The sequence below is a fragment of the Pseudomonas sp. TE3728 genome (genome assembly GCF_056279145.1).
The window spans coordinates 4,440,380-4,461,170 of sequence record NZ_JBWBQT010000001.1; the positions used below are offsets into that span (position 1 = coordinate 4,440,380).

Consider the following 20,791-nt stretch of genomic DNA (forward strand, 5'->3'; position numbering starts at 1 on the left):
TCCACCGATTGGTGCACGGAATGAAATCGCCCAGAACGGCTAGGTCAGTTTGCCCGTCGATTTCAAGATTCATTGAACCGAAACCTTTTTGCGCTAAACGTTTACCCGAGGGGGCAGGGATTTGTCGGTGATTACCGCGCGTTAATAGATTTCCGATTTCCGGGGCCGTCTCCTTGGCAGGGTGCGGCCCCTTTTTTTTCTTGGCAAACACCAACCCCTGTGGGAGCGAGCCTGCTCGCGATGGCGTCGTCACATGCAACATTGATGGTGACTGATCTACCGCTATCGCGAGCAGCCTCGCTCCCATAGGTGATCGGCTTAATATTCGATATTGGTCTTAATAAATAGCTTCTTATTCCTTAACGAATATAACTCTCCTCCCTATACTCGGTCACGAACAGACACGCAGCAGGAGAGCTCCCCCATGCGCAACGAATCAATTCGCTACCTGATTGTGCCGGGCTGGCAAGGATCGCCAGAAGATCATTGGCAAACCCATTGGCAGAACAGCCTGCCAAACAGTGCGCGTGTAGAGCAGGCCGACTGGCTGACGCCTCGTCGTGAGGACTGGGTCGCGGCACTGGCCGAGGCGATTGCCGCCGACAGCACGCCAGTGATTCTGATCGCCCATAGCCTGGGTTGCATCACGGTTGCGCATTGGGCCGCTACGGCGCCGTTGCAGTTTTTGCGTCAGGTGCGCGGCGCCTTGCTGGTCGCGCCGGCGGACGTCGAACGCCCGGCCTGTGCTCCGGCCTTGCGCAACTTCGCACCGATTCCGACAACGTTGCTGCCGTTCCCGAGCCAGATCGTCAGCTCCGATAACGATAGTGCCGTGAGTGCGCCACGAGCGCTTGAGCTGGCACGTAACTGGGGCGCCGAGGCGGGGATTTTATCGGGGGCCGGGCACATCAACGTGAAGTCCGGTCATCAGCGTTGGGAGCAGGGTTTTGCGTACCTCTATCGTCTGCAAAACCGCATGGAGCAACACGCCCTGCGTCGCGCTTGAACCCTTTATTTTTTTAAGAAAACGCCCCCGCCTCCCGGCGGTTTTGGGGCGGGAGTCTGCCATGAGCTTGCATGAAACCTTCGGTCAGCCGCTGCTGACCTTTCCTGATGCGGAAAAAAGCCCGCTGAGCATTCGCGCCAAGGCGTTGGTGTTCGTCGATCCGCGTTCCCGGCAGTTGCGCCAGGAGCTGGAACAACTGGCGCCACGTTCGATCTCGGTATTGATCCGCGGTGAAACCGGCAGCGGTAAAGAACTGCTGGCGCGGCACATCCATCGCGCCAGTGACCGTGGTGGATTGTTCGTGTCAGTCAATTGCGGGGCGATCAGCCCGACCTACGCCGACGCTGAACTGTTCGGCTATGCCGCCGGCAGTTACAGCGGTTCGGCCAGCAGTCGTGCGGGATGGTTCGGTTCGGCCAATGGCGGCACGCTCTATCTGGACGAGATCGGCGACTTGCCGTTGCCAATCCAGATCAAGCTGCTCGCAGCCCTGGAAAACCACGAAGTCACTCGCGTTGGCGCTCAGCAGCCAAGCCCGGTGGACGTACGTCTGGTGGCCGCCACCAGCATCGATTTGGCTCAGGCCGTGGCTGCCGGAAAATTCCATGAGCGGCTCTATCACTACCTCAGCGAAGGCCAGCTCGAACTGCCAGCCTTGCGCGAACGGGTGGGTGATATTTTGTCGCTGGCCGAATACTTCCTCGGCATCTACAGCCAACGCCTCGACCTGCCGGTGCCATTGATCAGCGACGCCGCACAGCATCTGCTGGAGCAGCACAGTTGGCCGGGCAACACCCGGGAGTTGGAGAACGTTATCCACTTTGCGTTGTTGGTGAGTACCGGCGATGAGATTTTGCCGGAGCATTTGAATTTGCCCGAGGCATCGGTATCGCTGCTTCAGATCGAACAGCAACTCAAAAAAATCCTCGGCAACGGTTCCGCCGTCGAAAAAGACGCCTTGAAAAAACTGCTCAAAGACACCGGGCTTGTGTAGGAGCTGGCGCAGCCTGCGATCTTTTGATCTTGATTTTCGGTGCCTTTGAAATCGCCAAAATCAAAAGATCGCAGCCTTCGGCAGCTCCTACATCGGGCGTGGCGGTTTTATGAACAAAATGGAATATGAAAGTGAATAAAAGATATTGTTAGGGAATAAAAAATCCCGGTATTGTCCGCGTCACGCCAGCGATAGCACATCACTGGCACTCGTACTAATCAGCCGTCGTCGATGATGGCCGCGAATTTCGATAAGGACACTGCATGAAAAAGGTTCTGTTGTTTACCGCATTGGCGGCTGCCCTGACCGCGGGCCTGGCCCAGGCTGGCGAGAAACTGGTGGTGGCGGCGACCCCGATTCCACATGCCGAGATCCTTGAACTGATCAAGCCGACCCTCGCCAAAGAAGGCGTGGACCTGGAGATCAAAGTCTTCACCGACTACGTTCAGCCGAACGTGCAGGTCGACCAGAAGCGTCTGGACGCCAACTACTTCCAGACCCTGCCGTACCTGAAAAACTTCAACGAAGGCAAAGGCACTAACCTGGTGACCGTGATCGGCGTGCACGTCGAACCGTTTGGCGGCTACTCGAAAAAAGTCAAAAGCCTGGCTGAGCTGAAAGACGGCGCAACCATCGCCATCCCCAATGAAGGCAGCAACAGCGGCCGGGCCCTGATCCTGCTGCAGAAGGCTGGCCTGATCGAGTTGAAAGACCCGAAAAACGCCGTGGCCACCCCGAAAGACATCGCCAAGAACCCGCATAACTTCAAGTTCAAGGAGCTGGAATCGGCCATGCTGCCGCGTGTTCTGGATCAGGTCGACCTGGACATGATCAACACCAACTACGCGCTGGACGCGGGTCTGAACCCGGCTAAAGATGCACTGGTGATCGAAGGTGCCGATTCGCCTTACGTGAACTTCCTGGTGTCGCGTCCAGACAACAAGGACAGCGTCGCCATCCAGAAACTGGCCAAGGCCCTGACCAGCCCGGAAGTGAAGGCGTTCATCGCCAAGAAATACAGCGGCGCGGTACTGCCGGCGTTCTGATTGATCGCAGTATCAAACCTCTTCAAGGTTTCAAACGCCGACGGCTAATACAGCGTCGGCGTTTTTTATTACGCCAAGATCAAAAGATCGCAGCCTCGTTTCACTCGACAGCTCCTACATTGAAATGCGTATCCCTGTAGGAGCTGTCGAGTGAAACGAGGCTGCGATCTTTTGCTTTAAAGTTTCAGGCCGCCCGCGCCTTCAGCGCCTTGCGCAACACCATCAGCAATTTCCCACTGCCGCAGCAAATCAGCCAGATAAGACGCCGCTCAATCCGGCCAATACCACACCGGCTCATCCAGCATCCGCTGCCCGACTATCCCGGTCTGGCCGAAATCCTTCTCCAGTACAATGCAATTGCATTCCGGGTCTTGCTGCAACGCCGAGATCAACCGTCTCGCATGAGACACCACCCATACCTGACACTGCTCGGACGCTCGAATGATCAACCGCGCCAACGCCGGCAACAGGTCCGGATGCAGACTGGTTTCCGGTTCGTTCAACACCATCAACGTCGGCGGCCGAGGCGTCAGCAATGCCGCAACCAGCAACAAATAGCGCAATGTCCCATCCGACAACTCGGCGGCGGACAAGGGCCGCAACAAGCCTTCCTGATAAAACTCGATCGCAAACCGTCCGCCCTGCAGCGGCGCTATGTTTAACGTTGCGCCGGGGAATGCATCGCTGATCGCTGCCTGCAAAGCTTCGGGATCGCCGATTTCGCGGATGGTCTGTAACGCTGCAGCGAGGTCGCGACCGTCGTGGTGCAACACTGGCGTGCGGGTGCCCAGTTGCGGTTGGCGCACTGGTGCGTCGGCGTCGCTGCGAAAGTGGTCGTAGAAGCGCCAGCGGCGGATGAACTCACGCAGCTGCAAGACTTCCGGCGAGGTGCGCAAGCTACCGACCTGATCGAACAGGCTGTCGAAGTTCGGCGTGTGCTGGGCCAGTACTTCCCAGTCGCGACCGACCCGAGCGCGGATCAGCGCGCCATCGCGATCCACCAACAGGCTGGCCGGTCGATAGAACGGCCCGGACCAGATGCATTCCTTTTTGATTTCCGGGTCCAGAGAAAACTCGGAATGACTTGGCTCTGGCAGGCCCAGCGCGATCGAGTAGCTGAAATCTTCACCGGCAAACCCCAGGCGCAGGCGTTTGGCGCCGTGTCGCACGGTCGCCTGGATCGGGACTTCCCCATTGCGCATGCGTCGGGTGATGTTTTCCGGACCTGCCCAGAACGTCGAATCCAGCCCACCCTCGCGTGCCAACGCATTGACCACCCCGCCCTGAGCGGTTTCCGCCAGCAGGCGCAAGGCGCGGTAGAGATTGGACTTGCCGCTGCCGTTGGGGCCGGTGATCAGGTTCAACCGGCCAAGCGGAATCACCAATTTATTGATCGAGCGGTAATTAGCCACCGCGAGGGTTTTGAGCATGGAAAACGTTCTCTAAGCCCCAAATCGGCATCAGGATAACCCCGTTGGCGAATTTACGTTGTAGGAGCTGCCGAAGGCTGCGATCTTTTGATCTTCCGGCGATATCACGACCGCTAATGTCAAAAGATCGCAGCCTTCGGCAGCTCCTACAGGGAAATGGTTATCTGCGCGGGCGAAGGTGGAACACTGTTCTAAGCTCACAGTCGTATCGTCACTGGCACGTTTGTACAGCGCAAAGGAGTTTGCATGGCAGGTCCCGGATTGAAATTCATGGTTGGCCTGAGCCTCATCGTCCTGCTGACCGCCTGTGGCGATAAAAAGCCCGTCGAGAAGGACCGCCCACGAGTCTTCGTGCAAGAGGTCAAGCCAACCGATTACGCCGCCGCAGTGACACTCACCGGCGACGTCCAGGCGCGAGTACAAACCGAACTGTCGTTTCGTGTGGGCGGCAAGATCATCCAGCGCATGGTCGATGTCGGTGACCGGGTTTCGGCCAAACAAGTGCTGGCCAAGCTCGATCCCAAGGACCTGCAAACCAGCGTCGACTCTGCCCAGGCCCAGGTCGTTGCCGAACAGGCGCGGGTCAAACAAACCGCCGCCGCCTTCGTTCGCCAACAAAAACTCCTGCCCAAGGGCTACACCAGCCAGAGCGAATACGACTCCGCCCAAGCCGCCTTGCGCAGCAGTCAGAGCGCGCTGACCGCCGCTCAAGCGCAGCTGGCCAACGCCCGTGATCAACTGAGCTACACCGCGTTGATTGCCGATGCGCCGGGGGTGATTACCGCGCGCCAGGCTGAAGTCGGCCAAGTGGTACAAGCCACAGTGCCGATTTTCAGCCTGGCCCGGGACGGCGAGCGTGACGCGGTGTTCAACGTGTACGAATCACTGCTGACTGAGCCGCCGTCGGATAGATCGATTGTGGTCAGCCTGCTCGACAACCCGAAAATCAAGACCACGGGCACCGTTCGGGAAGTCACGCCGGCAGTCTCGGCGCAGACTGGCACAGTGCAAGTCAAAGTCACCCTCGACAGCCTTCCCGAGGGCATGCAGCTGGGGTCGGTGGTGAGCGCCACCGCCAAGCCGGTGGGCAAAACCGCAGTGGAATTGCCCTGGGCGGCCCTGACCAAAAACCTCAGTGACCCGGCCGTGTGGCTGGTGGATGCCGAGGGCAAGGCGCAGTTGCACACCGTCACCGTCGGCCGTTACCTGACCGGCAAAGTCATTGTCAGCGCTGGCCTCAACGGGGGCGAAAAAGTCGTCACCGCGGGCGGCCAGTTACTGCATCCGGGCGTGCGCGTGGAGATTGTCGAAAACACTTACCAGCCTTCAGCGACAGGAGCCCAGCCATGAAGCGCCTGTTGCTGTTGTCCGCCGTTGCACTACTGGTTGCTTGCTCCAAGGAGGAAGCGCCGCCAGAACCGGTTCGGCCGGTGTTGTCGGTGGAAGTGAAGGCGCTCAATCAAGAAAACCTCGGCCGGTTTGCCGGCAGCATCCAGGCCCGTTACGAAAGCAACGTCGGTTTCCGGGTGCCGGGGCGTATCGCCAGCCGTAACGTCGATGTCGGCGCTGAAGTGCAGAAGGGCGCGTTGCTCGCGACCCTCGACCCCACCGATCAGCAGAACCAGTTGCGCTCCGCCCAGGGTGATCTGGCGCGGGTTCAGGCGCAGCTCATCAACGCTCAGGCCAACGCCCGGCGTCAGCAGGAACTGTTCAATCGCGGGGTTGGTGCGCAGGCGCAGCTGGACATCGCCCAGACCGACCTGAAAACCACCCAGGCGTCCCTCGATCAAGCCAGGGCCGCCGTCGATCAGGCGAAGGACCAACTCAACTACGTTGAGCTGCGCACCGATCACAAAGCCATCGTCACCGCGTGGAACGCTGAAGCCGGGCAAGTGGTCACGGCTGGCCAGCAGGTAGTGACCCTGGCGCAGCCGGACATCAAGGAAGCGGTGATCGACCTGCCCGATACCCTGGTCGATCAGTTGCCAGCCGACGTGGTGTTCCAGGTGGCTTCACAACTGGACCCGAGCATCACCAGCACCGCCATCGTGCGCGAGATCGAACCCCAGGCGCAAAGCGCGACCCGCACCCGTCGTGCCCGCCTGAGCCTGGCCGATACGCCACCAGGGTTTCGCCTCGGCACGGCAATCAGCGTGACCCTCAGCTCCGCGATCAAGCCGCGCCTCGAACTGCCGGTGAGTGCGCTGCAGGAGGTCGATGGAAAACTGCGGATCTGGGTTGTTGATCCACAGACGCAAACCGTTTCGCCAAGGGAGGTCAGCCTGATCAGCCGGACCGATGCCACGGTGGTCCTGGCCAACGGCGTGAAAACCGGCGAGCGGGTAGTCAGCGCGGGTGTGAACAGCCTCAAACCGGGGCAGAAAGTGAAAATTGACGAGGACAGCCCGCAATGAAAGGGAGTTTCAACTTATCCGAGTGGGCCCTCAAACATCAGTCGTTTGTCTGGTATTTGATGTTCGTCGCGCTGCTGATGGGCGTGTTTTCGTACCTGAACCTGGGGCGCGAAGAAGACCCCTCGTTCACCATCAAAACCATGGTGATCCAGACTCGCTGGCCCGGCGCGACCCAGGAACAGACCCTCAAGCAGGTCACCGACCGGATCGAGAAAAAACTCGAAGAACTCGACTCGCTCGACTACGTGAAAAGCTACACCCGCCCCGGCGAATCAACGGTGTTCGTTAACCTGCTCGACACCACCAGTGCCAAGGACATCCCGCAAATCTGGTACCAGGTGCGCAAGAAGATCAACGACATTCGCGGTGACTTCCCGAAGGGCCTGCAAGGGCCGGGTTTCAACGACGAGTTCGGCGATGTGTTCGGTTCGGTGTATGCCTTTACCGCCGATGGCCTGTCGATGCGCCAGTTGCGCGATTACGTGGAACAGGTGCGTGCCGAAATCCGTGAAGTCCCGGGGTTGGGCAAGGTCGAGATGGTCGGCGAGCAGGATGAAGTGCTGTACCTGAATTTTTCCACCCGCAAACTCGCCGCCCTCGGCATCGATCAGCGCCAAGTGGTGCAGAGCCTGCAATCACAGAATGCGGTAACGCCGGCGGGGGTGATCGAGGCCGGCCCGGAGCGGATTTCGGTGCGGACCTCGGGCCAGTTTGCCTCTGAAAAAGACCTGGCCAATGTCAACCTGAAGCTCAACGATCGCTTCTATCGACTGGCCGATATCGCCAACATCAGCCGTGGCTACGTCGACCCGGCCACCCCGGAGTTTCGTTTCAACGGCCAGCCGGCCATTGGCCTGACGATCGCCATGAAGAAGGGCGGCAACATTCAGGACTTCGGCAAGGCGCTGCACCTGCGCATGGTTGAGCTGACGGCGGACCTGCCGGTGGGCGTCGGTGTACACACCGTTTCCGACCAGGCTGTAGTGGTGGAAGAAGCCGTCGGCGGTTTCACCAGTGCGTTGTTCGAAGCCGTGGTGATCGTGCTGATCGTCAGCTTCGTCAGTCTTGGCGTGCGTGCCGGGCTGGTGGTGGCGTGTTCGATTCCATTGGTGCTGGCGATGGTCTTCCTCTTCATGGAATACAGCGGCATCACCATGCAGCGGATTTCCCTCGGTGCGCTGATCATCGCCCTCGGCCTGCTGGTGGACGACGCGATGATCACCGTGGAAATGATGGTCACGCGCCTGGAAATGGGCGAAACCAAAGAGCAGGCGGCGACCTTCGCCTACACCTCGACCGCATTCCCGATGCTCACCGGCACCTTGGTCACCGTCGCCGGTTTTGTGCCGATCGGCTTGAACGCAAGCTCGGCCGGTGAGTACACCTTCACGCTGTTCGCGGTGATCGCAGTGGCGATGCTGGTGTCGTGGATCGTCGCCGTGCTGTTCGCCCCGGTACTCGGTGTGCACATTCTGAGCGCCAATGTGAAACCTCACGACGCAGAGCCTGGGCGCATCGGTCGGGCGTTCAATGGCGGCCTGCTCTGGGCCATGCGCAATCGCTGGTGGGCCATCGGCATCACCGTGGCGCTGTTTGTGCTCTCGGTGTTTTCCATGCAGTTCGTGCAGAACCAGTTCTTCCCGTCCTCCGACCGCCCGGAAATTCTCGTCGACCTGAACCTGCCGCAAAACGCCTCGATCGCCGAAACCCGCAAGGTGGTGGACAAGCTTGAAGCGACGTTCAAGGACGACCCGGACATCGTGCGCTGGAGCACTTACATCGGCGAGGGGGCGATCCGTTTCTACCTGCCCCTCGACCAGCAATTGCAGAACCCGTACTACGCGCAACTGGTGATCGTCAGCAAAGGCCTGGAATCGCGCACGGCCCTGACCGAGCGTTTGCAAAAGCGCCTGCGCGAAGAATTCGTCGGTGTCGGCAGTTACGTCCAGGCGCTGGAAATGGGCCCGCCGGTGGGGCGGCCGATTCAGTACCGGGTCAGCGGCAAAGACATCGATCAGGTGCGCAAACATGCGATTGCCCTGGCCACCGAGCTGGATAAGAACTCGCACATCGGCGAAATCATTTACGACTGGAACGAGCCGGGCAAAGTCTTGCGCATCGACATCGCCCAAGACCGGGCACGGCAACTGGGGCTGTCATCGGAGGATGTGGCGAACCTGATGAACAGCATCGTCGTCGGCTTACCGGTCACGCAGGTCGATGATGATATCTACCTGATCAACGTGGTGGGTCGTGCCGAGGATGCCGAACGCGGCAGTCCGAAAACCTTGGAGAACTTGCAGATCGTCACCCCGAGCGGCACGTCGATTCCGCTGCTGGCGTTTGCCACGGTGCGGTATGAACTCGAACAGCCGCTGGTGTGGCGTCGTGATCGCAAACCGACCATCACCATCAAGGCCGCGGTGCGCGACGAGATTCAGCCGACCGACCTGGTGCAACAGCTAAAGCCGGACATCGACAAGTTCGCCGCCAGTTTGCCGGTGGGCTACAAAGTCGCCACTGGCGGTACGGTGGAGGAAAGCGGCAAGGCCCAGGGGCCAATCGCCAAGGTCGTGCCGTTGATGCTGTTTTTGATGGCGACCTTCCTGATGATCCAGTTGCACAGCGTGCAGAAGCTGTTCCTGGTGGCCAGCGTCGCGCCGCTGGGCCTGATCGGCGTGGTGCTGGCGCTGATCCCGACCGGCACGCCAATGGGCTTCGTGGCCATCCTGGGGATTCTGGCGCTGATCGGCATCATCATCCGCAACTCGGTGATTCTGGTGACCCAGATCGACTCTTTCGAGAAGAGTGGCTACACGCCGTGGGACGCGGTGGTGCAGGCCACGGAACACCGGCGCCGCCCGATATTGTTGACGGCGGCGGCGGCGAGTTTGGGGATGATCCCGATTGCCCGGGAAGTGTTCTGGGGGCCGATGGCCTACGCGATGATTGGCGGGATCATCATCGCCACGTTGCTGACGCTGCTGTTTTTGCCGGCGTTGTATGTGGCCTGGTACAAGGTTCGCGAGCCGAAGAAAGAGGCATAGAGGCGAGCGCTGCGCGCTCATCGCGGGCAAGCCCGCTCCCACAGGGATTTTGTGAACGCCAGAAATCACTGTGGGAGCGGGCTTGCCCGCGATGGCGTCCTGACAGGCTACACAGGCTTACGCCAGACACTCGCCAACCAAGGCTGCTGCTCCCGCGGCAGCCCCGTTGGCCGGTAGTAATGCTCAAGCTCCACAAACCCCGCTTCAGTCAGCATTTGCTGCCACACCTGAAGATCGTAATAAGCCCCATAACGCGGCCCGTTCCAGCCTTCCTGATTCTCGCCACGCGGATTAGAGCTGAACAACACACCGCCCGGTTTCAACGCCCCGCGCAGTTGCTTCAGCACCCGAGGCAACTCCTGACTCGGAATGTGAAACAGCACGGCATTGGCAAAAATTCCGTCGAAGCGTTCGGCCGGCAAATCGAGTTTCAGAAAGTCTTGCTGCCAGACTTCACAACCACTGTCCTCCCGGGCCATCTGTGCAAGCTTTTCAGAACCGTCGAGCCCGACGGCGCTGTGGCCCAGGCGGGTGAAGGTTTTCAGATCACGGCCAGGGCCGCAGCCAAAATCGAGAATGCTGAACGGCGCCTCACCCTGGATATGCCGCAACAGGGCATCGATGTTCTGGCTGACATCGTGATCGCGAGTGCCTTCACGGAAGTCCTCGGCCACCGCGTTGTAATGGCCCAGGGTGGTGGAAGTGATCTGCTCCAGGTCGTCGGGAGTCTGTTTCATGGTTGGCTGCGCAGGTAATTGGGATTCGTCGAATATACGCCATGACGCCGGGGGCTGCTGCGCAGCCATTCGCGAGCAAGCCCGCTCCCACACTGGATCGCGTCGAACACAAATTCCATGTTCACCGAAGATCGAATGTGGGAGCGGGCTTGCTCGCGAAAGCGGTATCACTGGCGACCAATGACTTCAGCCAGACTCAACTCTGTTTCATCCCCAGGCATTCAATGGACCGATCAACCATCGCCTTGGCAATCTCCAGCAAATGCCAGACGGAGAACACCAATGCCCGATCGGCCCCCTTGAGTTGATCGCCGCACTGATACGCCGTGACCGAGGCGCAGCGCAACAGATCCGCCACATAAAGCTGGGCGTCTTCGAAGCTCACGTCTTTGCTGACGTTGTAGAAGCGTAATTCATCGGGTGCTGTGGGTTGCTTGCCGGTGAGGTGGAAATCGATCGCACGGTAGAGCGCCGATCGATCCCTGAGCAGGTCGTCGGTGGCGGTTTCGTTGGTGGGGTTTTCGGGAGGTGGATCGGGTACGGATTTTTTCATTGGTAAAACTCCTGGAATTAATTGGAGCCAACCGTTATCGCGACTAAACGAATAGGGGTGGCGGCTGCACGCAGGTTAGTCGACCGGTCTCCAGGCAATACCGGCGCACCCGAGGGTGCCCTGCGCACAGCCACCATAACTTTCAGGCAATGAAAAACACCTGACATGAGGTGGCGCTGTGCGCCTGGAAAGATCCGGGCGACTAAACCCGATCACTGATGAGCAGTGACGAACCGAGACTAGCCACCAGATTCTGTCGGCGCAAGCGAGCGGAATGATCTAGGAAACGTCCTGCAAATGAAAGGGATCGGGCCTGCTGGCACTCTGATTTTCTTGTGAGAAAACTTACGCTTCGGCGAGGGGATTGTCTTAATGCCAGTCAGTTAAGACGTAACGCGGTCTGTAGCAGCTGGCGAAGCCTGCGTTCGGCTGCGAAGCAGTCGTGAAATCAGAGTTCACGGTGTTTCAGGAAGACTGTGAAAGCAGGATTTGCGACTGCTTCGCAGCCGAACGCAGGCTTCGCCAGCTGCTACAAGGTGAGCATCGCGGCTGCTATCTCGATCAGCGCTTGTTGAGTCCACGCGCCAACCGGTCCCCACCCAACTGAATCACCGCAACCAACACCACCAGCAACACAATTACCGTCAACATGATCTGGCTATCAAAGCGCTGATACCCATACCGATAAGCGATGTCCCCCAACCCACCAGCCCCAATCGCCCCGGCCATGGCTGACGAGTTGATCATCGTCACCAACGTAATGGTGAAACCACCAACAATCCCCGGCAGCGCCTCGGGCAACAGCACATGCCAGACGATATGCCAGCGCCGGCAGCCCATCGCTTGCGCCGCTTCGATCAGCCCATGGTCGACCTCGCGCAAACTGACCTCGGCGATGCGTGCAAAGAACGGCGTGGCGGCGATGGTCAGTGGCACCACGGCAGCCCAAACGCCATACGTGGTACCGACAATCAACCGGGTAAACGGAATCAGCGCCACCATCAAAATCAGAAACGGAATCGAGCGAAACAGGTTCACGAATGCACCCAATGCGCGGTTTAACGCCGGTGCTTCGTAGATCCCGCCCTTGGAACTGGTGACCAGAATCACCGCCAACGGAATGCCCGCCAGCAGCGCAATCAACGACGACACACCCACCATCAAAAACGTGTCGATAAAACCCTGAAGCAAGCGATCAAACCACATAACCCCGCACCTCCACCTGTTGCGCCCAGTGGCCGGCGCGCTGACGCAATTCCTCGGCGCCGAGGGACGAGCCGGTCACCGCCAGCAGCAATTGCCCGAGGGCATGCCCCTGAATCCGTTCCACGCCCCCTTGCAGCAAGCGCACGCGACCACCGAGGGCGCTGAACAGCGCCGCCAGGTCTGGCTCCTCGCTGGCGCTACCGGTGAATTGCAAACGCAACACTACAGCGGCATCCGAAGACTGCGGCTGTGGACGCAAGCGGCTTTGCAGTTCTTCCGGCAGAGCGTGTTGCAATGGCGCGAGCAAGGTCTTGCTGACCTCATGCTGCGTGTTGCCAAAGACTTCCCAGACCGGCCCTTGCTCGACGATTCGCCCGTGTTCCAGCACCACGACCCGATCACAGATGTCGCGGATCACCGCCATCTCGTGGGTGATCAGCACGATGGTCAGGCCCAGGCGCTGATTGATCTCGCGCAGCAGGCCGAGGATCGATTGCGTGGTTTCCGGATCCAGCGCCGAAGTCGCCTCGTCGCACAGCAGAATCTCGGGATCATGGACCAGTGCGCGGGCGATGCCGACGCGTTGTTTCTGCCCGCCGGACAGCTGCGCCGGGTAGGCTTTGTGTTTCTCTTGCAGGCCCACCAGTTCCAGCAGTTCGCGGACTTTCTGCTCGCGCTGCTCCTTAGGTACGCCGGCGACTTTCAGCGGCAATTCGACGTTCTGCCAAACCGTCTTGGCCGACATCAGATTGAAGTGCTGGAAGATCATGCCGATCCGCCGCCGCAGCGCCACCAAGCGGTCTTCATCGAACTCGCCGATGTCCACCTGATCGATCAGCACCCGCCCGCTGCTCGGTTGTTCGAGGCGGTTGATGGTGCGGATCAGCGATGACTTGCCGGCACCGCTGCGACCGATGATGCCGAATACTTCACCGCGCTGGATCGCCAGGTCGATGCCGTGCAAGGCCGCCACCGGACCTTGCTGGCCGTTGTAGGTTTTGCCCAGGCCGATGAAGCGCACATGGGCGCGATTGAGGTCTGGGTGCAGTTCGGTTTGTGTGGCGTTATGTGGCTCCGGAAGTTCCAGTCGCCGTTGGATCGCGGCCGTCATGCTCAGCTTTCCCAGCCGGCTTGATAGAGCTTGCCGTGGGCTTTATCCAGCGCCGCGCGAACAGCTGGCGAATGCTGGTAGATGTCGACGAATTTGATCAGGCGTGGATCGGTTTTGCTTTTCGGCTGGATCACGAACTGGATTACGTATTCCTTGTGATCGAGGCCATCGAACAGCAGGGCGGAACTGGCATCGAAGGTCTTCGACAGGCGAATGTAGGCCGGGTAGCCCTGGACCAGATCGGCATCGTCGTAGGCGCGCACCAGTTGCACGGCCTCGACCTGAAGGATTTTGATTTTCTTCGGGTTGGCGATGATGTCTTCTTCGGTGGCCTTGTAGCCGACACCCGGTTTGAGGGTGATCAGCCCGGCCTTGGCCAGCAGTTGCAGGCCGCGACCGCTGTTGATCGGGTCGTTGGCGATGGCCACGCTGGCGCTTTCGGGCAACGCGTCGAAGCTTTTGTATTTCTTCGAGTAGAGGCCGACGTTGTTGATGATGCCCGGGGCGAACGGCACCAGGTCAAAACCGGCGGCGGCCTTGGCGTTTTCCAGGAACGGGATGTGCTGGAAATAGTTCACGTCGATGTCGCCCGAGGCGAGGCTGACGTTGGGGGCGATCCAGTCGCTGAACTCCACCAGTTCGACTTTCAGGCCTTGTTTGGACGCTTCTTCTACGGCGGCTTCCAGGGGAATGGCGAAGGCGGCGGTGGTGCCGACTTTCAGTGGTGCGTCGGCGGCGAAAGTGATGGAGCTGAAGAGGCCGAGGGCCAGGGCCAGTGCTTTGACTGGGTGGTTGAACAGTTTTTTGATCATGAGATGTCTTCCAGTCAATGATTAAATTTGTTGCACACCTTTGTGGCGAGGGAGCTTACTCCCGCTGGGCTGCGAAGCGGCCCAAAAACCATTCAATGAGGTCAGTCAGTTGAAACTCGTCAGCAGGTTTTGCGACTGCTGCGCAGCCAAACGGGAGCAAGCTCCCTCGCCACAGGGATCAGCGCCGGAACGCTGAGCCCGTATGTTGCTCGGGCAAATGCGCCCCTTCGTGAAACAGCTTTTCCCGCAGGCTGCCGTCGTCGTAAGCGGTCTTGTACGACCCTCTGCGTTGCAACTCCGGAATCACTAGCTCAATGAAGTCCACATAGCTTTCCGGGGTGACGATCCGTGTCAGGTTGAAGCCGTCCAGGCCGGTTTCGGCGATCCACGATTCCAGTTCATCGGCCACCTGCTGCGGCGAGCCGACCACGGTGATGTAGCGACCACCGAGGGCGTGTTGTTCCAGCAGTTTGCGGCGGGTCCAGTCGTTGTTTTGCAGGTTCTTGGTGGCGGACTGGATGGCGTTGCTTTTCACGTACTGGATTGGTTCGTCGAGTTCGTACTCGGAAAAATCGATCCCGGTGGACGCCGAAAAATGCGCCACACCGGCCTCGGCACTGGCGTAGCTCAGGTACTCGGCGTGCTTGGCCCAGGCCAGCTCTTCTGTCTCGCCAACGATCACGTTCAAGCCCATGAACACCTTGATGTCCCAGGGATTGCGCCCGGCCTCGACGGCGCTGGCGCGCACCTTGTCCACTTGAACCCGGGTCGCCGGTTTGTTCTGACCGCTGATGAACACGCACTCGGCATGCCGACCGGCGAACAGCAAACCGCGATCGGAACTGCCGGCCTGGAACAGCACTGGCGTGCGTTGCGGCGACGGTTCGCAGAGGTGATAGCCCTCGACCTGATAGAACTCGCCCTTGTGCTCGACCTTGTGCACTTTGTCCGGCTGGGCGTAGATCCGTTGCTCTCGGTCGTTGAGCACCGCGCCGTTTTCCCAGCTGCCTTCCCAGAGTTTGTAGAGCACTTGCAGGTACTCGTCGGCCTGGTCGTAGCGGCGGTCGTGTTCCACCTGCTCGCTCAGGCCCATGGCTTTGGCGGCGCTGTCCAGATAGCCGGTGACAATGTTCCAGCCGACCCGTCCACGGCTCAAATGATCAAGCGTCGACATACGCCGGGCGAACAGATATGGCGGTTCGTAGGTCAGGTTGGCGGTCAGGCCGAAGCCGAGGTTTTTGGTGACTGCAGCCATGGCCGAAACCAGCAGCAGCGGGTCGTTGACCGGCAACTGGATCGACTCTTTAAGCGGCACGTCCACCGAGTTTTGATAGACGTCGTACACGCCGACGATGTCGGCGATGAACAAACCGTCGAACAGTCCGCGTTCCAGCAACTGAGCCAGTTCAGTCCAGTATTCGATGGTTTTGTATTGGGTCGAGGTGTCCCGTGGATGGGTCCACAGGCCATGGTTGATGTGCCCGATGCAGTTCATGTTGAACGCGTTGAGCAGGATTTTCTTTTTGGCATCAGCCATCAAATGGTCCCTCGCAATGGAGGGTTTTCATCGTTGAGGTAGTAGTTGCCGATGGCGTGATATTTCCAGCGCACCGGGTCGTGCAGGGTATGCACCCGGGCATTGCGCCAGTGGCGGTCCAGGCCGTGTTCGGCCAGGGTTGCCTGGCTGCCGGCCAGTTCGAACAGTGTGCTGCCGGCGGCGAGGGAGATTTCGGTGCTGATGGCCCGGGCTTCGGCGACGGCAATCGACGCAGCGGCGACGGTCTCGGCGTTGGTGTCGGCCTGGGCCTGGTCGAGGAGTTCGCCGGAGCGTTCCAGCAGGGCTTCGGTGGCGTGCAGACGGATACTCAAGTGGCCGAAGCTCTTGATGGTCAGCGGGTCTTCGGTGGCTTTTTCATGAGTGGCGTCGATCCACGGCCGGGTCTTGGTGCGCACAAAATGCAGCGCATCTTCATACGCGGCGCGGGCGATGCCGGTGTCGATGGCGGCATGGAGAATCTGCGCCAGCGGGCCGACGGTGGTCGGGCGCTCGAACGCGCTTTGAAACGGGATCACGTCCTCGGCGGCGACGTAGACATCCTCGAACACCACCGAACCGCTGCCGGTGGTACGCTGGCCGAAACCGCTCCAGTCGTCGATCACCGTCAGGCCTTTGCTGTTGCTCGGGACAAAGGCCAATTGCTGCACGCCGTTTTCGTCCACCACTGACGTGGGGATGCGCTGGGCGTAAATCGCGCCGGTGGCGTAGAACTTGCGGCCGTTGATGCGGTAGCCGTTGCCATCGCGAGTCAGACTGGTGACGCGATCATGGGCGGTTTTGGTGCCCAGTTCCGCGAGTGCATTGCCGAAGCGCTGGCCGGCCAACACTTCTGCGTAGAGGCGCTTTTTCTGTTCGTCGGTGCCGTTCACACGGAGCACTTCGAGGGCATAGAAATGGTTCTGCGGGATTTGTCCGAGAGAGCCGTCGGCCTGGGCGATCAACGCGATGACCTTGGCCAGGGTGACGTTGGAAACCCCGGCGCCACCGTATTCCTTTGGCACGCTGATGCCCCAAAGACCCGAACGGGAAAATACTTCCAGTTCCGGGTACGGCAAACGACGCTCGCGGTCGCGCAGGGCGCTGTCGCGTTTGAAATCGTCGGCCAGGTCACTGGCGACGATCAGGGCTTGCTCATCGCTGGTGATGACCGCGACGTGGTGAGAAAGAGTCATGTGTTTCTCCAGGGATCTGGTCAAAAAGGTTCTGGTCGTCAGATCCAGGAATGCCGCGCAGGCAATGTTCCATTGAGGTGGTAAGCGCCGACCGCGTGATACTTCCAGCGCACCGGGTCGTGCAGCGTGTGCACTCGGGCATTGCGCCAGTGGCGGTCGAGGTTGAATTCGGCGAGGGTGGCGCGGCTGCCGGCCAGTTCGAAGAGCTTTTCGCTGGCCAGCAGCGAGATCTCGGTGGTCAGCACTTTGGCTTCAGCCACGGCAATCGAGGCGCGCGCAGCGGACTCGGCGGTGAGCGGCGCGGCGTTGACCTGATCGAGTATTTGCCCGGCCTTGCGCAACAACGCTTCGGCGGCATGCAGTTCGATTTTCAGCTTGCCGATGTCGGCGATCACGTAGAGGTCGTCGCTGGCCCGGTCGACCTTGGCGTCGATCCAGGGGCGTGCGCGTTTTTGCACGAATTCGATGGCGTCATCGATGGCGCCCCGGGCAATGCCGGCGTCGATGGCTGCTTGAATCAACTGCGACACGGCGCCTTGAGTATTCGGGCTGTCGTTGATCTTCCAGTTATCCACCACCAGCTCGGCGTCGACCCGCACGTTGTTGAGCAAAAGGGTGCCGCTGGCGGTGGTGCGCTGGCCGAAACCCGACCAGTCATCAACGATGCGCAACCCCGGGGTACCACGACGGACGAAGGCCAGCACTTGCTTGCCGTCGTCGTTCAGCGCTTTGACGGCCACCCAGTGGGCGAACAATGCGCCGGTGGAATAGAACTTCTGCCCGTTGATGACGAAGCCATCGCCGTCGGCGCTGATCCGCGCCTTGAGCTCGAGGGTGTTTTTGGTCCCGCGCTCCGGTCCCGCGTTACCGATCCGCCAGCCTTCGAGGACGCTTTTGAACAGCTGCTTTTTCTGCGACTCGGTGGCGGCGCCGAGTATCAGGTTGAGAATCCCGAACTGGTTCTGCGGGATCTGCCCCAACGCAGGATCGGCCGCTGAAATGATCGCGAACACCGAGGCCAGGGTGACGAATGAAACCTGCGGGCCACCGTATTCTCGCGGGATGGAAATACTGCCCAGACCGCTGCGGGTGAACTGCTCGATTTCCGACCACGGCAACTTGCGTTGCTGGTCACGTTTGGCTGCTTGCAGGCGGGCGACTTGCGCCAGCTCGTGGGCAGCCTTGATGGCTTGTGCGTCGTTGCGCAAGACCTGCGCGGGCAACAACAATGGGGCGATGTCCAGATCACTCTGGACGATTGCGTCTGCCAGACTGGACATCAGTGCCGCTCCTTGGCTGCACGCAATGCCCTGGCGATTTGCACTGGGGTGATTGTGTTCCGGACCATACCTACCTCACATCTCATGAAAGCGCCGCAGGTTGCGGCGAACGAAAAACACGAATGTCCGGTGGTCCGGTGTATATACCCTAAACGTGTATAAATAATTAATGAACTAACTTTTAGGAATATGCATAGAAGGGTGACTTCGCCCAAGTGGTCGGAGCCCCTGTGGCGAGGGAGCTTGCTCCCGCTCGGCTGCGCAGCAGTCGCAAAAACCGTTAACGGGGTTCAATTTGAAAGAACGCGTTTGTCGGTTTCAGGGGCGCTTCGCACCCCAGCGGGAGCAAGCTCCCTCGCCACAAAAAAACCTCATGACACAACAGGAGTGTTGCTACAGGGGCTTCACTTCTTTCGGGATTCAGCAGCCATGAGCGCTTCTTTCGGCGGCACTTTCAGGTAGGGATTGGCGCAACCGATCTTCAGTGTGCGGGCCGGTGCCCACCGCGAGTTGTTTCCCACGCGGTCGAGGATGCAGTAGGTCACTTCCAGTCGAAGGTCTTCGCCGGCTTCGACAATGATCGCCGGGGGCACCCACACCTGAATCGGCTGACCCACATCGCAAGCCTTGAGCTTGGGCAGGTCCATGCGCACGTCGCCCCAGCGCAAGGTGATTTCGTCGTCGGCGGCCATGTTCAGGTACGGTTCGATGGTCAACGGGACACCGCGCTTGACCTGGTTCGGATTGACCCCCTGACGGCGAATGGTCTCGGGGATAAACACCGGCGCCAGGCTCTGGTTTTCCTCATCGCAAAGGGGCGAGGGCAGGCCGCCCGGGCAATCGAGTTTGATCTGGACGCGCGCCGCCGGTGATACCGCTGGCCCTTGCCCCACCTGCATGACCTTGTAATGGACGCGGGCAGAACCATTGGCAATGAAGCTTTCCGGCACCCGCAGGCTCACGGCTTTACTGTCATGGTCGGCCCCCAACACGCTGGAGGCGACATAGCAGTTGTCCCAAAACAGCTCGATCAGATCGCCTTCATCCATGCCGGGGTAGGGTGGCACGTCGATCATAAGATGAGCGGCCGAGGTGATGTTGATACCGGCCTTGTGGCTTTGCGCCAGGGTCGGGGCTGCAAGTTCAGGTTTGTTGGAAGTGCTGGTCATGGGTTTCTCTCCTTGAGGCTTTGCCGCGAAGTCCATTTCTGAAAGATCGAAAGGCGTGAATTACCAAGCAACAAAACGATTCGCTATTGGCGCGATTAAATAATAATGAGTGTGATGGCTGTTGCCTGTTGGGAACTAGATAAGAGTGCGTTTGAATAGGTGTCAATAGCGTGGGTTGGTTAAAGGTTAGTTCTTGCGTGATTCAGAAAGCTCCTACGCAGTAGGGTTAATAAACCGCATCACTCTGTCGAATAAAGTGGGGTATTTGGTGGGTTTTATGCCTCTTAGGCAGCAACCCTCTGAGCGTGGGTAGCAGGGTATTTTGTAAATTTTAGGCGATATGAATCTGTTGCAGGACATATATATGTACCGCATGGGAGGCCGGGAAGTTATTTAGGGTGGGGGCGAATGGTGTAAGTCGTTGAAAGATGCTATTTGCTTTTATAAAGCGGAGTTAATGTCACTTCCATCCATGGAAGTTGACAGTTTTCGAGTGGGGCAGCACTAAGCGTTATTAAGAAACTTGCTGAGAAACTGTTTCGTCCGTTCCTCTTTCGGGTTGGCAAACAGTGCCTTGGCTTCGCCTTGTTCGACGATCACACCCTTGTCGAAAAACACCACACGGTTGGCCACGTCCCGGGCAAAGCCCATTTCGTGGGTAACGATCACCATGGTGCGTTTCTCCTCGGCCAGGCCACGGATAGTCGCCAACACTTCACCCACCAGTTCCGGGTCCAGCGCCGAGGTCGGTTCATCGAACAGGATCACTTCCGGTTCCATCGCCAACGCCCGGGCAATCGCCACACGCTGTTGCTGACCGCCAGAGAGGCGTCGCGGGTAAGCGTCTTCCTTGCCCGCCAGGCCGACCTTGGCCAACAGCTTTTTACCCAGGGCAACGGCTTCGGCGCGCGGGATCTTTTTCACCACCAACGGGCCTTCGATCACGTTCTCCAGGGCCGTGCGATGGGGGAACAGGTTGAAGTTCTGGAACACAAAACCCACGTGCTGGCGCAAGCGCCGTACCAGGCTCTGCTGCTGGTTCAGGGGGCGGCTGCCATCGATCTCGATGTCGCCGACCTTGATCCGGCCGCTGCTAGGCTCCTCGAGAAAGTTCAGGCAACGCAGGAAGGTGGTCTTGCCCGAGCCGCTGGGGCCGATGATCGCCACCACCTCGCCTTCCTTCACCTGCAGATCGATGCCGTTGAGCACCACCTGACCCTTGAACTGCTTTGTCAGTTTTTCCACGACAATCATTG

At 59.5% G+C, this 20,791-nt stretch carries 17 protein-coding genes; 6 read left to right on the forward strand and 11 right to left on the reverse strand.

The features are described 5' to 3' along the window. The first annotated feature begins 424 nt into the window (after positions 1–424). From ACZ89R_RS19455 to ACZ89R_RS19465, 3 genes are all read left to right on the forward strand, one after another. Positions 425–1,006, forward strand: coding sequence for an alpha/beta hydrolase (locus ACZ89R_RS19455; protein WP_429544879.1), 582 nt, complete (start codon positions 425–427; stop codon positions 1,004–1,006). A 61-nt stretch (positions 1,007–1,067) separates the two neighbouring features. Next, positions 1,068–2,000, forward strand: a complete 933-nt coding sequence (locus tag ACZ89R_RS19460; protein ID WP_429544878.1) for a sigma 54-interacting transcriptional regulator — start codon at positions 1,068–1,070, stop codon at positions 1,998–2,000. A 263-nt stretch (positions 2,001–2,263) separates the two neighbouring features. Continuing rightward, the gene (locus ACZ89R_RS19465; protein ID WP_429544877.1) at positions 2,264–3,046 is read left to right on the forward strand and encodes a MetQ/NlpA family ABC transporter substrate-binding protein; all 783 of its coding nucleotides are present in this window, start codon (positions 2,264–2,266) and stop codon (positions 3,044–3,046) included. 269 nt (positions 3,047–3,315) lie between these two features. Here ACZ89R_RS19465 and ACZ89R_RS19470 read toward each other — a convergent pair whose 3' ends face one another. Beyond that, positions 3,316–4,476 carry an AAA family ATPase gene (locus ACZ89R_RS19470; RefSeq protein WP_429544876.1) on the reverse strand — a complete coding sequence of 387 codons (1,161 nt, stop codon included), beginning with the start codon at positions 4,474–4,476 and terminating at the stop codon, positions 3,316–3,318. A gap of 246 nt (positions 4,477–4,722) precedes the next feature. Here ACZ89R_RS19470 and ACZ89R_RS19475 point away from each other — a divergent pair, with 246 nt between their 5' ends. Genes ACZ89R_RS19475 through ACZ89R_RS19485 form a run of 3 tightly spaced genes read left to right on the forward strand, consistent with a single transcriptional unit; the run spans position 4,723 to position 9,937 of the window. Then, entirely contained in the window at positions 4,723–5,826 is a 1,104-nt protein-coding gene (locus ACZ89R_RS19475; protein ID WP_429544875.1) for an efflux RND transporter periplasmic adaptor subunit, read from the forward strand. Beyond that, a complete protein-coding gene (locus ACZ89R_RS19480) occupies positions 5,823–6,890 on the forward strand; it encodes an efflux RND transporter periplasmic adaptor subunit (RefSeq protein WP_429544874.1) in 1,068 nt (355 codons plus the stop codon). Before ACZ89R_RS19475 ends, ACZ89R_RS19480 begins: the two co-directional genes overlap by 4 nt. Further along, positions 6,887–9,937, forward strand: coding sequence for an efflux RND transporter permease subunit (locus ACZ89R_RS19485; protein WP_429544873.1), 3,051 nt, complete (start codon positions 6,887–6,889; stop codon positions 9,935–9,937). The genes ACZ89R_RS19480 and ACZ89R_RS19485 overlap by 4 nt, the downstream gene beginning before the upstream one ends. A 107-nt stretch (positions 9,938–10,044) precedes the next feature. On the opposite strand, the gene ACZ89R_RS19490 is transcribed toward ACZ89R_RS19485, so the two are convergent. From ACZ89R_RS19490 to tcyN, 10 genes are all read right to left on the reverse strand, one after another. Continuing rightward, a complete protein-coding gene (locus ACZ89R_RS19490; RefSeq protein WP_429544872.1) occupies positions 10,045–10,674 on the reverse strand; it encodes a class I SAM-dependent methyltransferase in 630 nt (209 codons plus the stop codon). Positions 10,675–10,870: 196 nt separating this feature from the next. Further along, complete coding sequence (locus ACZ89R_RS19495; RefSeq protein WP_218396851.1) at positions 10,871–11,227, reverse strand: DUF6124 family protein; 357 nt, start codon at positions 11,225–11,227, stop codon at positions 10,871–10,873. 561 nt (positions 11,228–11,788) lie between these two features. Then, complete coding sequence (locus ACZ89R_RS19500) at positions 11,789–12,433, reverse strand: methionine ABC transporter permease (RefSeq protein ID WP_030128490.1); 645 nt, start codon at positions 12,431–12,433, stop codon at positions 11,789–11,791. Then, the gene (locus ACZ89R_RS19505) at positions 12,423–13,544 is read right to left on the reverse strand and encodes a methionine ABC transporter ATP-binding protein (RefSeq protein ID WP_429544871.1); all 1,122 of its coding nucleotides are present in this window, start codon (positions 13,542–13,544) and stop codon (positions 12,423–12,425) included. Before ACZ89R_RS19505 ends, ACZ89R_RS19500 begins: the two co-directional genes overlap by 11 nt. A 2-nt stretch (positions 13,545–13,546) precedes the next feature. Beyond that, complete coding sequence (locus ACZ89R_RS19510) at positions 13,547–14,356, reverse strand: MetQ/NlpA family ABC transporter substrate-binding protein (protein ID WP_429544870.1); 810 nt, start codon at positions 14,354–14,356, stop codon at positions 13,547–13,549. A gap of 178 nt (positions 14,357–14,534) precedes the next feature. Continuing rightward, positions 14,535–15,893 (reverse strand): LLM class flavin-dependent oxidoreductase, encoded by a 1,359-nt coding sequence (locus tag ACZ89R_RS19515; RefSeq protein WP_429544869.1) that lies wholly within the window; start codon positions 15,891–15,893, stop codon positions 14,535–14,537. Continuing rightward, on the reverse strand, positions 15,893–17,086 hold the full coding sequence (locus tag ACZ89R_RS19520; RefSeq protein WP_123498309.1) for an SfnB family sulfur acquisition oxidoreductase: 1,194 nt from the start codon (positions 17,084–17,086) through the stop codon (positions 15,893–15,895). Before ACZ89R_RS19520 ends, ACZ89R_RS19515 begins: the two co-directional genes overlap by 1 nt. Positions 17,087–17,124: 38 nt before the next feature. Beyond that, the gene (locus ACZ89R_RS19525) at positions 17,125–18,366 is read right to left on the reverse strand and encodes an SfnB family sulfur acquisition oxidoreductase (RefSeq protein WP_429544868.1); all 1,242 of its coding nucleotides are present in this window, start codon (positions 18,364–18,366) and stop codon (positions 17,125–17,127) included. A gap of 404 nt (positions 18,367–18,770) precedes the next feature. Beyond that, positions 18,771–19,535, reverse strand: a complete 765-nt coding sequence (locus ACZ89R_RS19530; RefSeq protein ID WP_429544867.1) for a hypothetical protein — start codon at positions 19,533–19,535, stop codon at positions 18,771–18,773. 504 nt (positions 19,536–20,039) lie between these two features. After that, positions 20,040–20,789: an L-cystine ABC transporter ATP-binding protein TcyN gene (gene tcyN / locus ACZ89R_RS19535; protein WP_008068688.1), complete on the reverse strand. Its 750-nt coding sequence runs from the start codon at positions 20,787–20,789 to the stop codon at positions 20,040–20,042. Positions 20,790–20,791 lie beyond the last annotated feature (2 nt).

Bases quoted from the DNA above. Each gene is read 5' to 3' on its own strand.
- ACZ89R_RS19455 (WP_429544879.1), top strand. From the start codon at position 425: ATGCGCAACGAATCAATTCGCTACCTGATTGTGCCGGGCTGGCAAGGA.
- ACZ89R_RS19460 (WP_429544878.1), top strand. From the start codon at position 1,068: ATGAGCTTGCATGAAACCTTCGGTCAGCCGCTGCTGACCTTTCCTGAT.
- ACZ89R_RS19465 (WP_429544877.1), top strand. From the start codon at position 2,264: ATGAAAAAGGTTCTGTTGTTTACCGCATTGGCGGCTGCCCTGACCGCG.
- ACZ89R_RS19470 (WP_429544876.1), bottom strand. From the start codon at position 4,476: ATGCTCAAAACCCTCGCGGTGGCTAATTACCGCTCGATCAATAAATTG.
- ACZ89R_RS19475 (WP_429544875.1), top strand. From the start codon at position 4,723: ATGGCAGGTCCCGGATTGAAATTCATGGTTGGCCTGAGCCTCATCGTC.
- ACZ89R_RS19480 (WP_429544874.1), top strand. From the start codon at position 5,823: ATGAAGCGCCTGTTGCTGTTGTCCGCCGTTGCACTACTGGTTGCTTGC.
- ACZ89R_RS19485 (WP_429544873.1), top strand. From the start codon at position 6,887: ATGAAAGGGAGTTTCAACTTATCCGAGTGGGCCCTCAAACATCAGTCG.
- ACZ89R_RS19490 (WP_429544872.1), bottom strand. From the start codon at position 10,674: ATGAAACAGACTCCCGACGACCTGGAGCAGATCACTTCCACCACCCTG.
- ACZ89R_RS19495 (WP_218396851.1), bottom strand. From the start codon at position 11,227: ATGAAAAAATCCGTACCCGATCCACCTCCCGAAAACCCCACCAACGAA.
- ACZ89R_RS19500 (WP_030128490.1), bottom strand. From the start codon at position 12,433: ATGTGGTTTGATCGCTTGCTTCAGGGTTTTATCGACACGTTTTTGATG.
- ACZ89R_RS19505 (WP_429544871.1), bottom strand. From the start codon at position 13,544: ATGACGGCCGCGATCCAACGGCGACTGGAACTTCCGGAGCCACATAAC.
- ACZ89R_RS19510 (WP_429544870.1), bottom strand. From the start codon at position 14,356: ATGATCAAAAAACTGTTCAACCACCCAGTCAAAGCACTGGCCCTGGCC.
- ACZ89R_RS19515 (WP_429544869.1), bottom strand. From the start codon at position 15,893: ATGGCTGATGCCAAAAAGAAAATCCTGCTCAACGCGTTCAACATGAAC.
- ACZ89R_RS19520 (WP_123498309.1), bottom strand. From the start codon at position 17,086: ATGACTCTTTCTCACCACGTCGCGGTCATCACCAGCGATGAGCAAGCC.
- ACZ89R_RS19525 (WP_429544868.1), bottom strand. From the start codon at position 18,366: ATGTCCAGTCTGGCAGACGCAATCGTCCAGAGTGATCTGGACATCGCC.
- ACZ89R_RS19530 (WP_429544867.1), bottom strand. From the start codon at position 19,535: ATGACCAGCACTTCCAACAAACCTGAACTTGCAGCCCCGACCCTGGCG.
- tcyN (WP_008068688.1), bottom strand. From the start codon at position 20,789: ATGATTGTCGTGGAAAAACTGACAAAGCAGTTCAAGGGTCAGGTGGTG.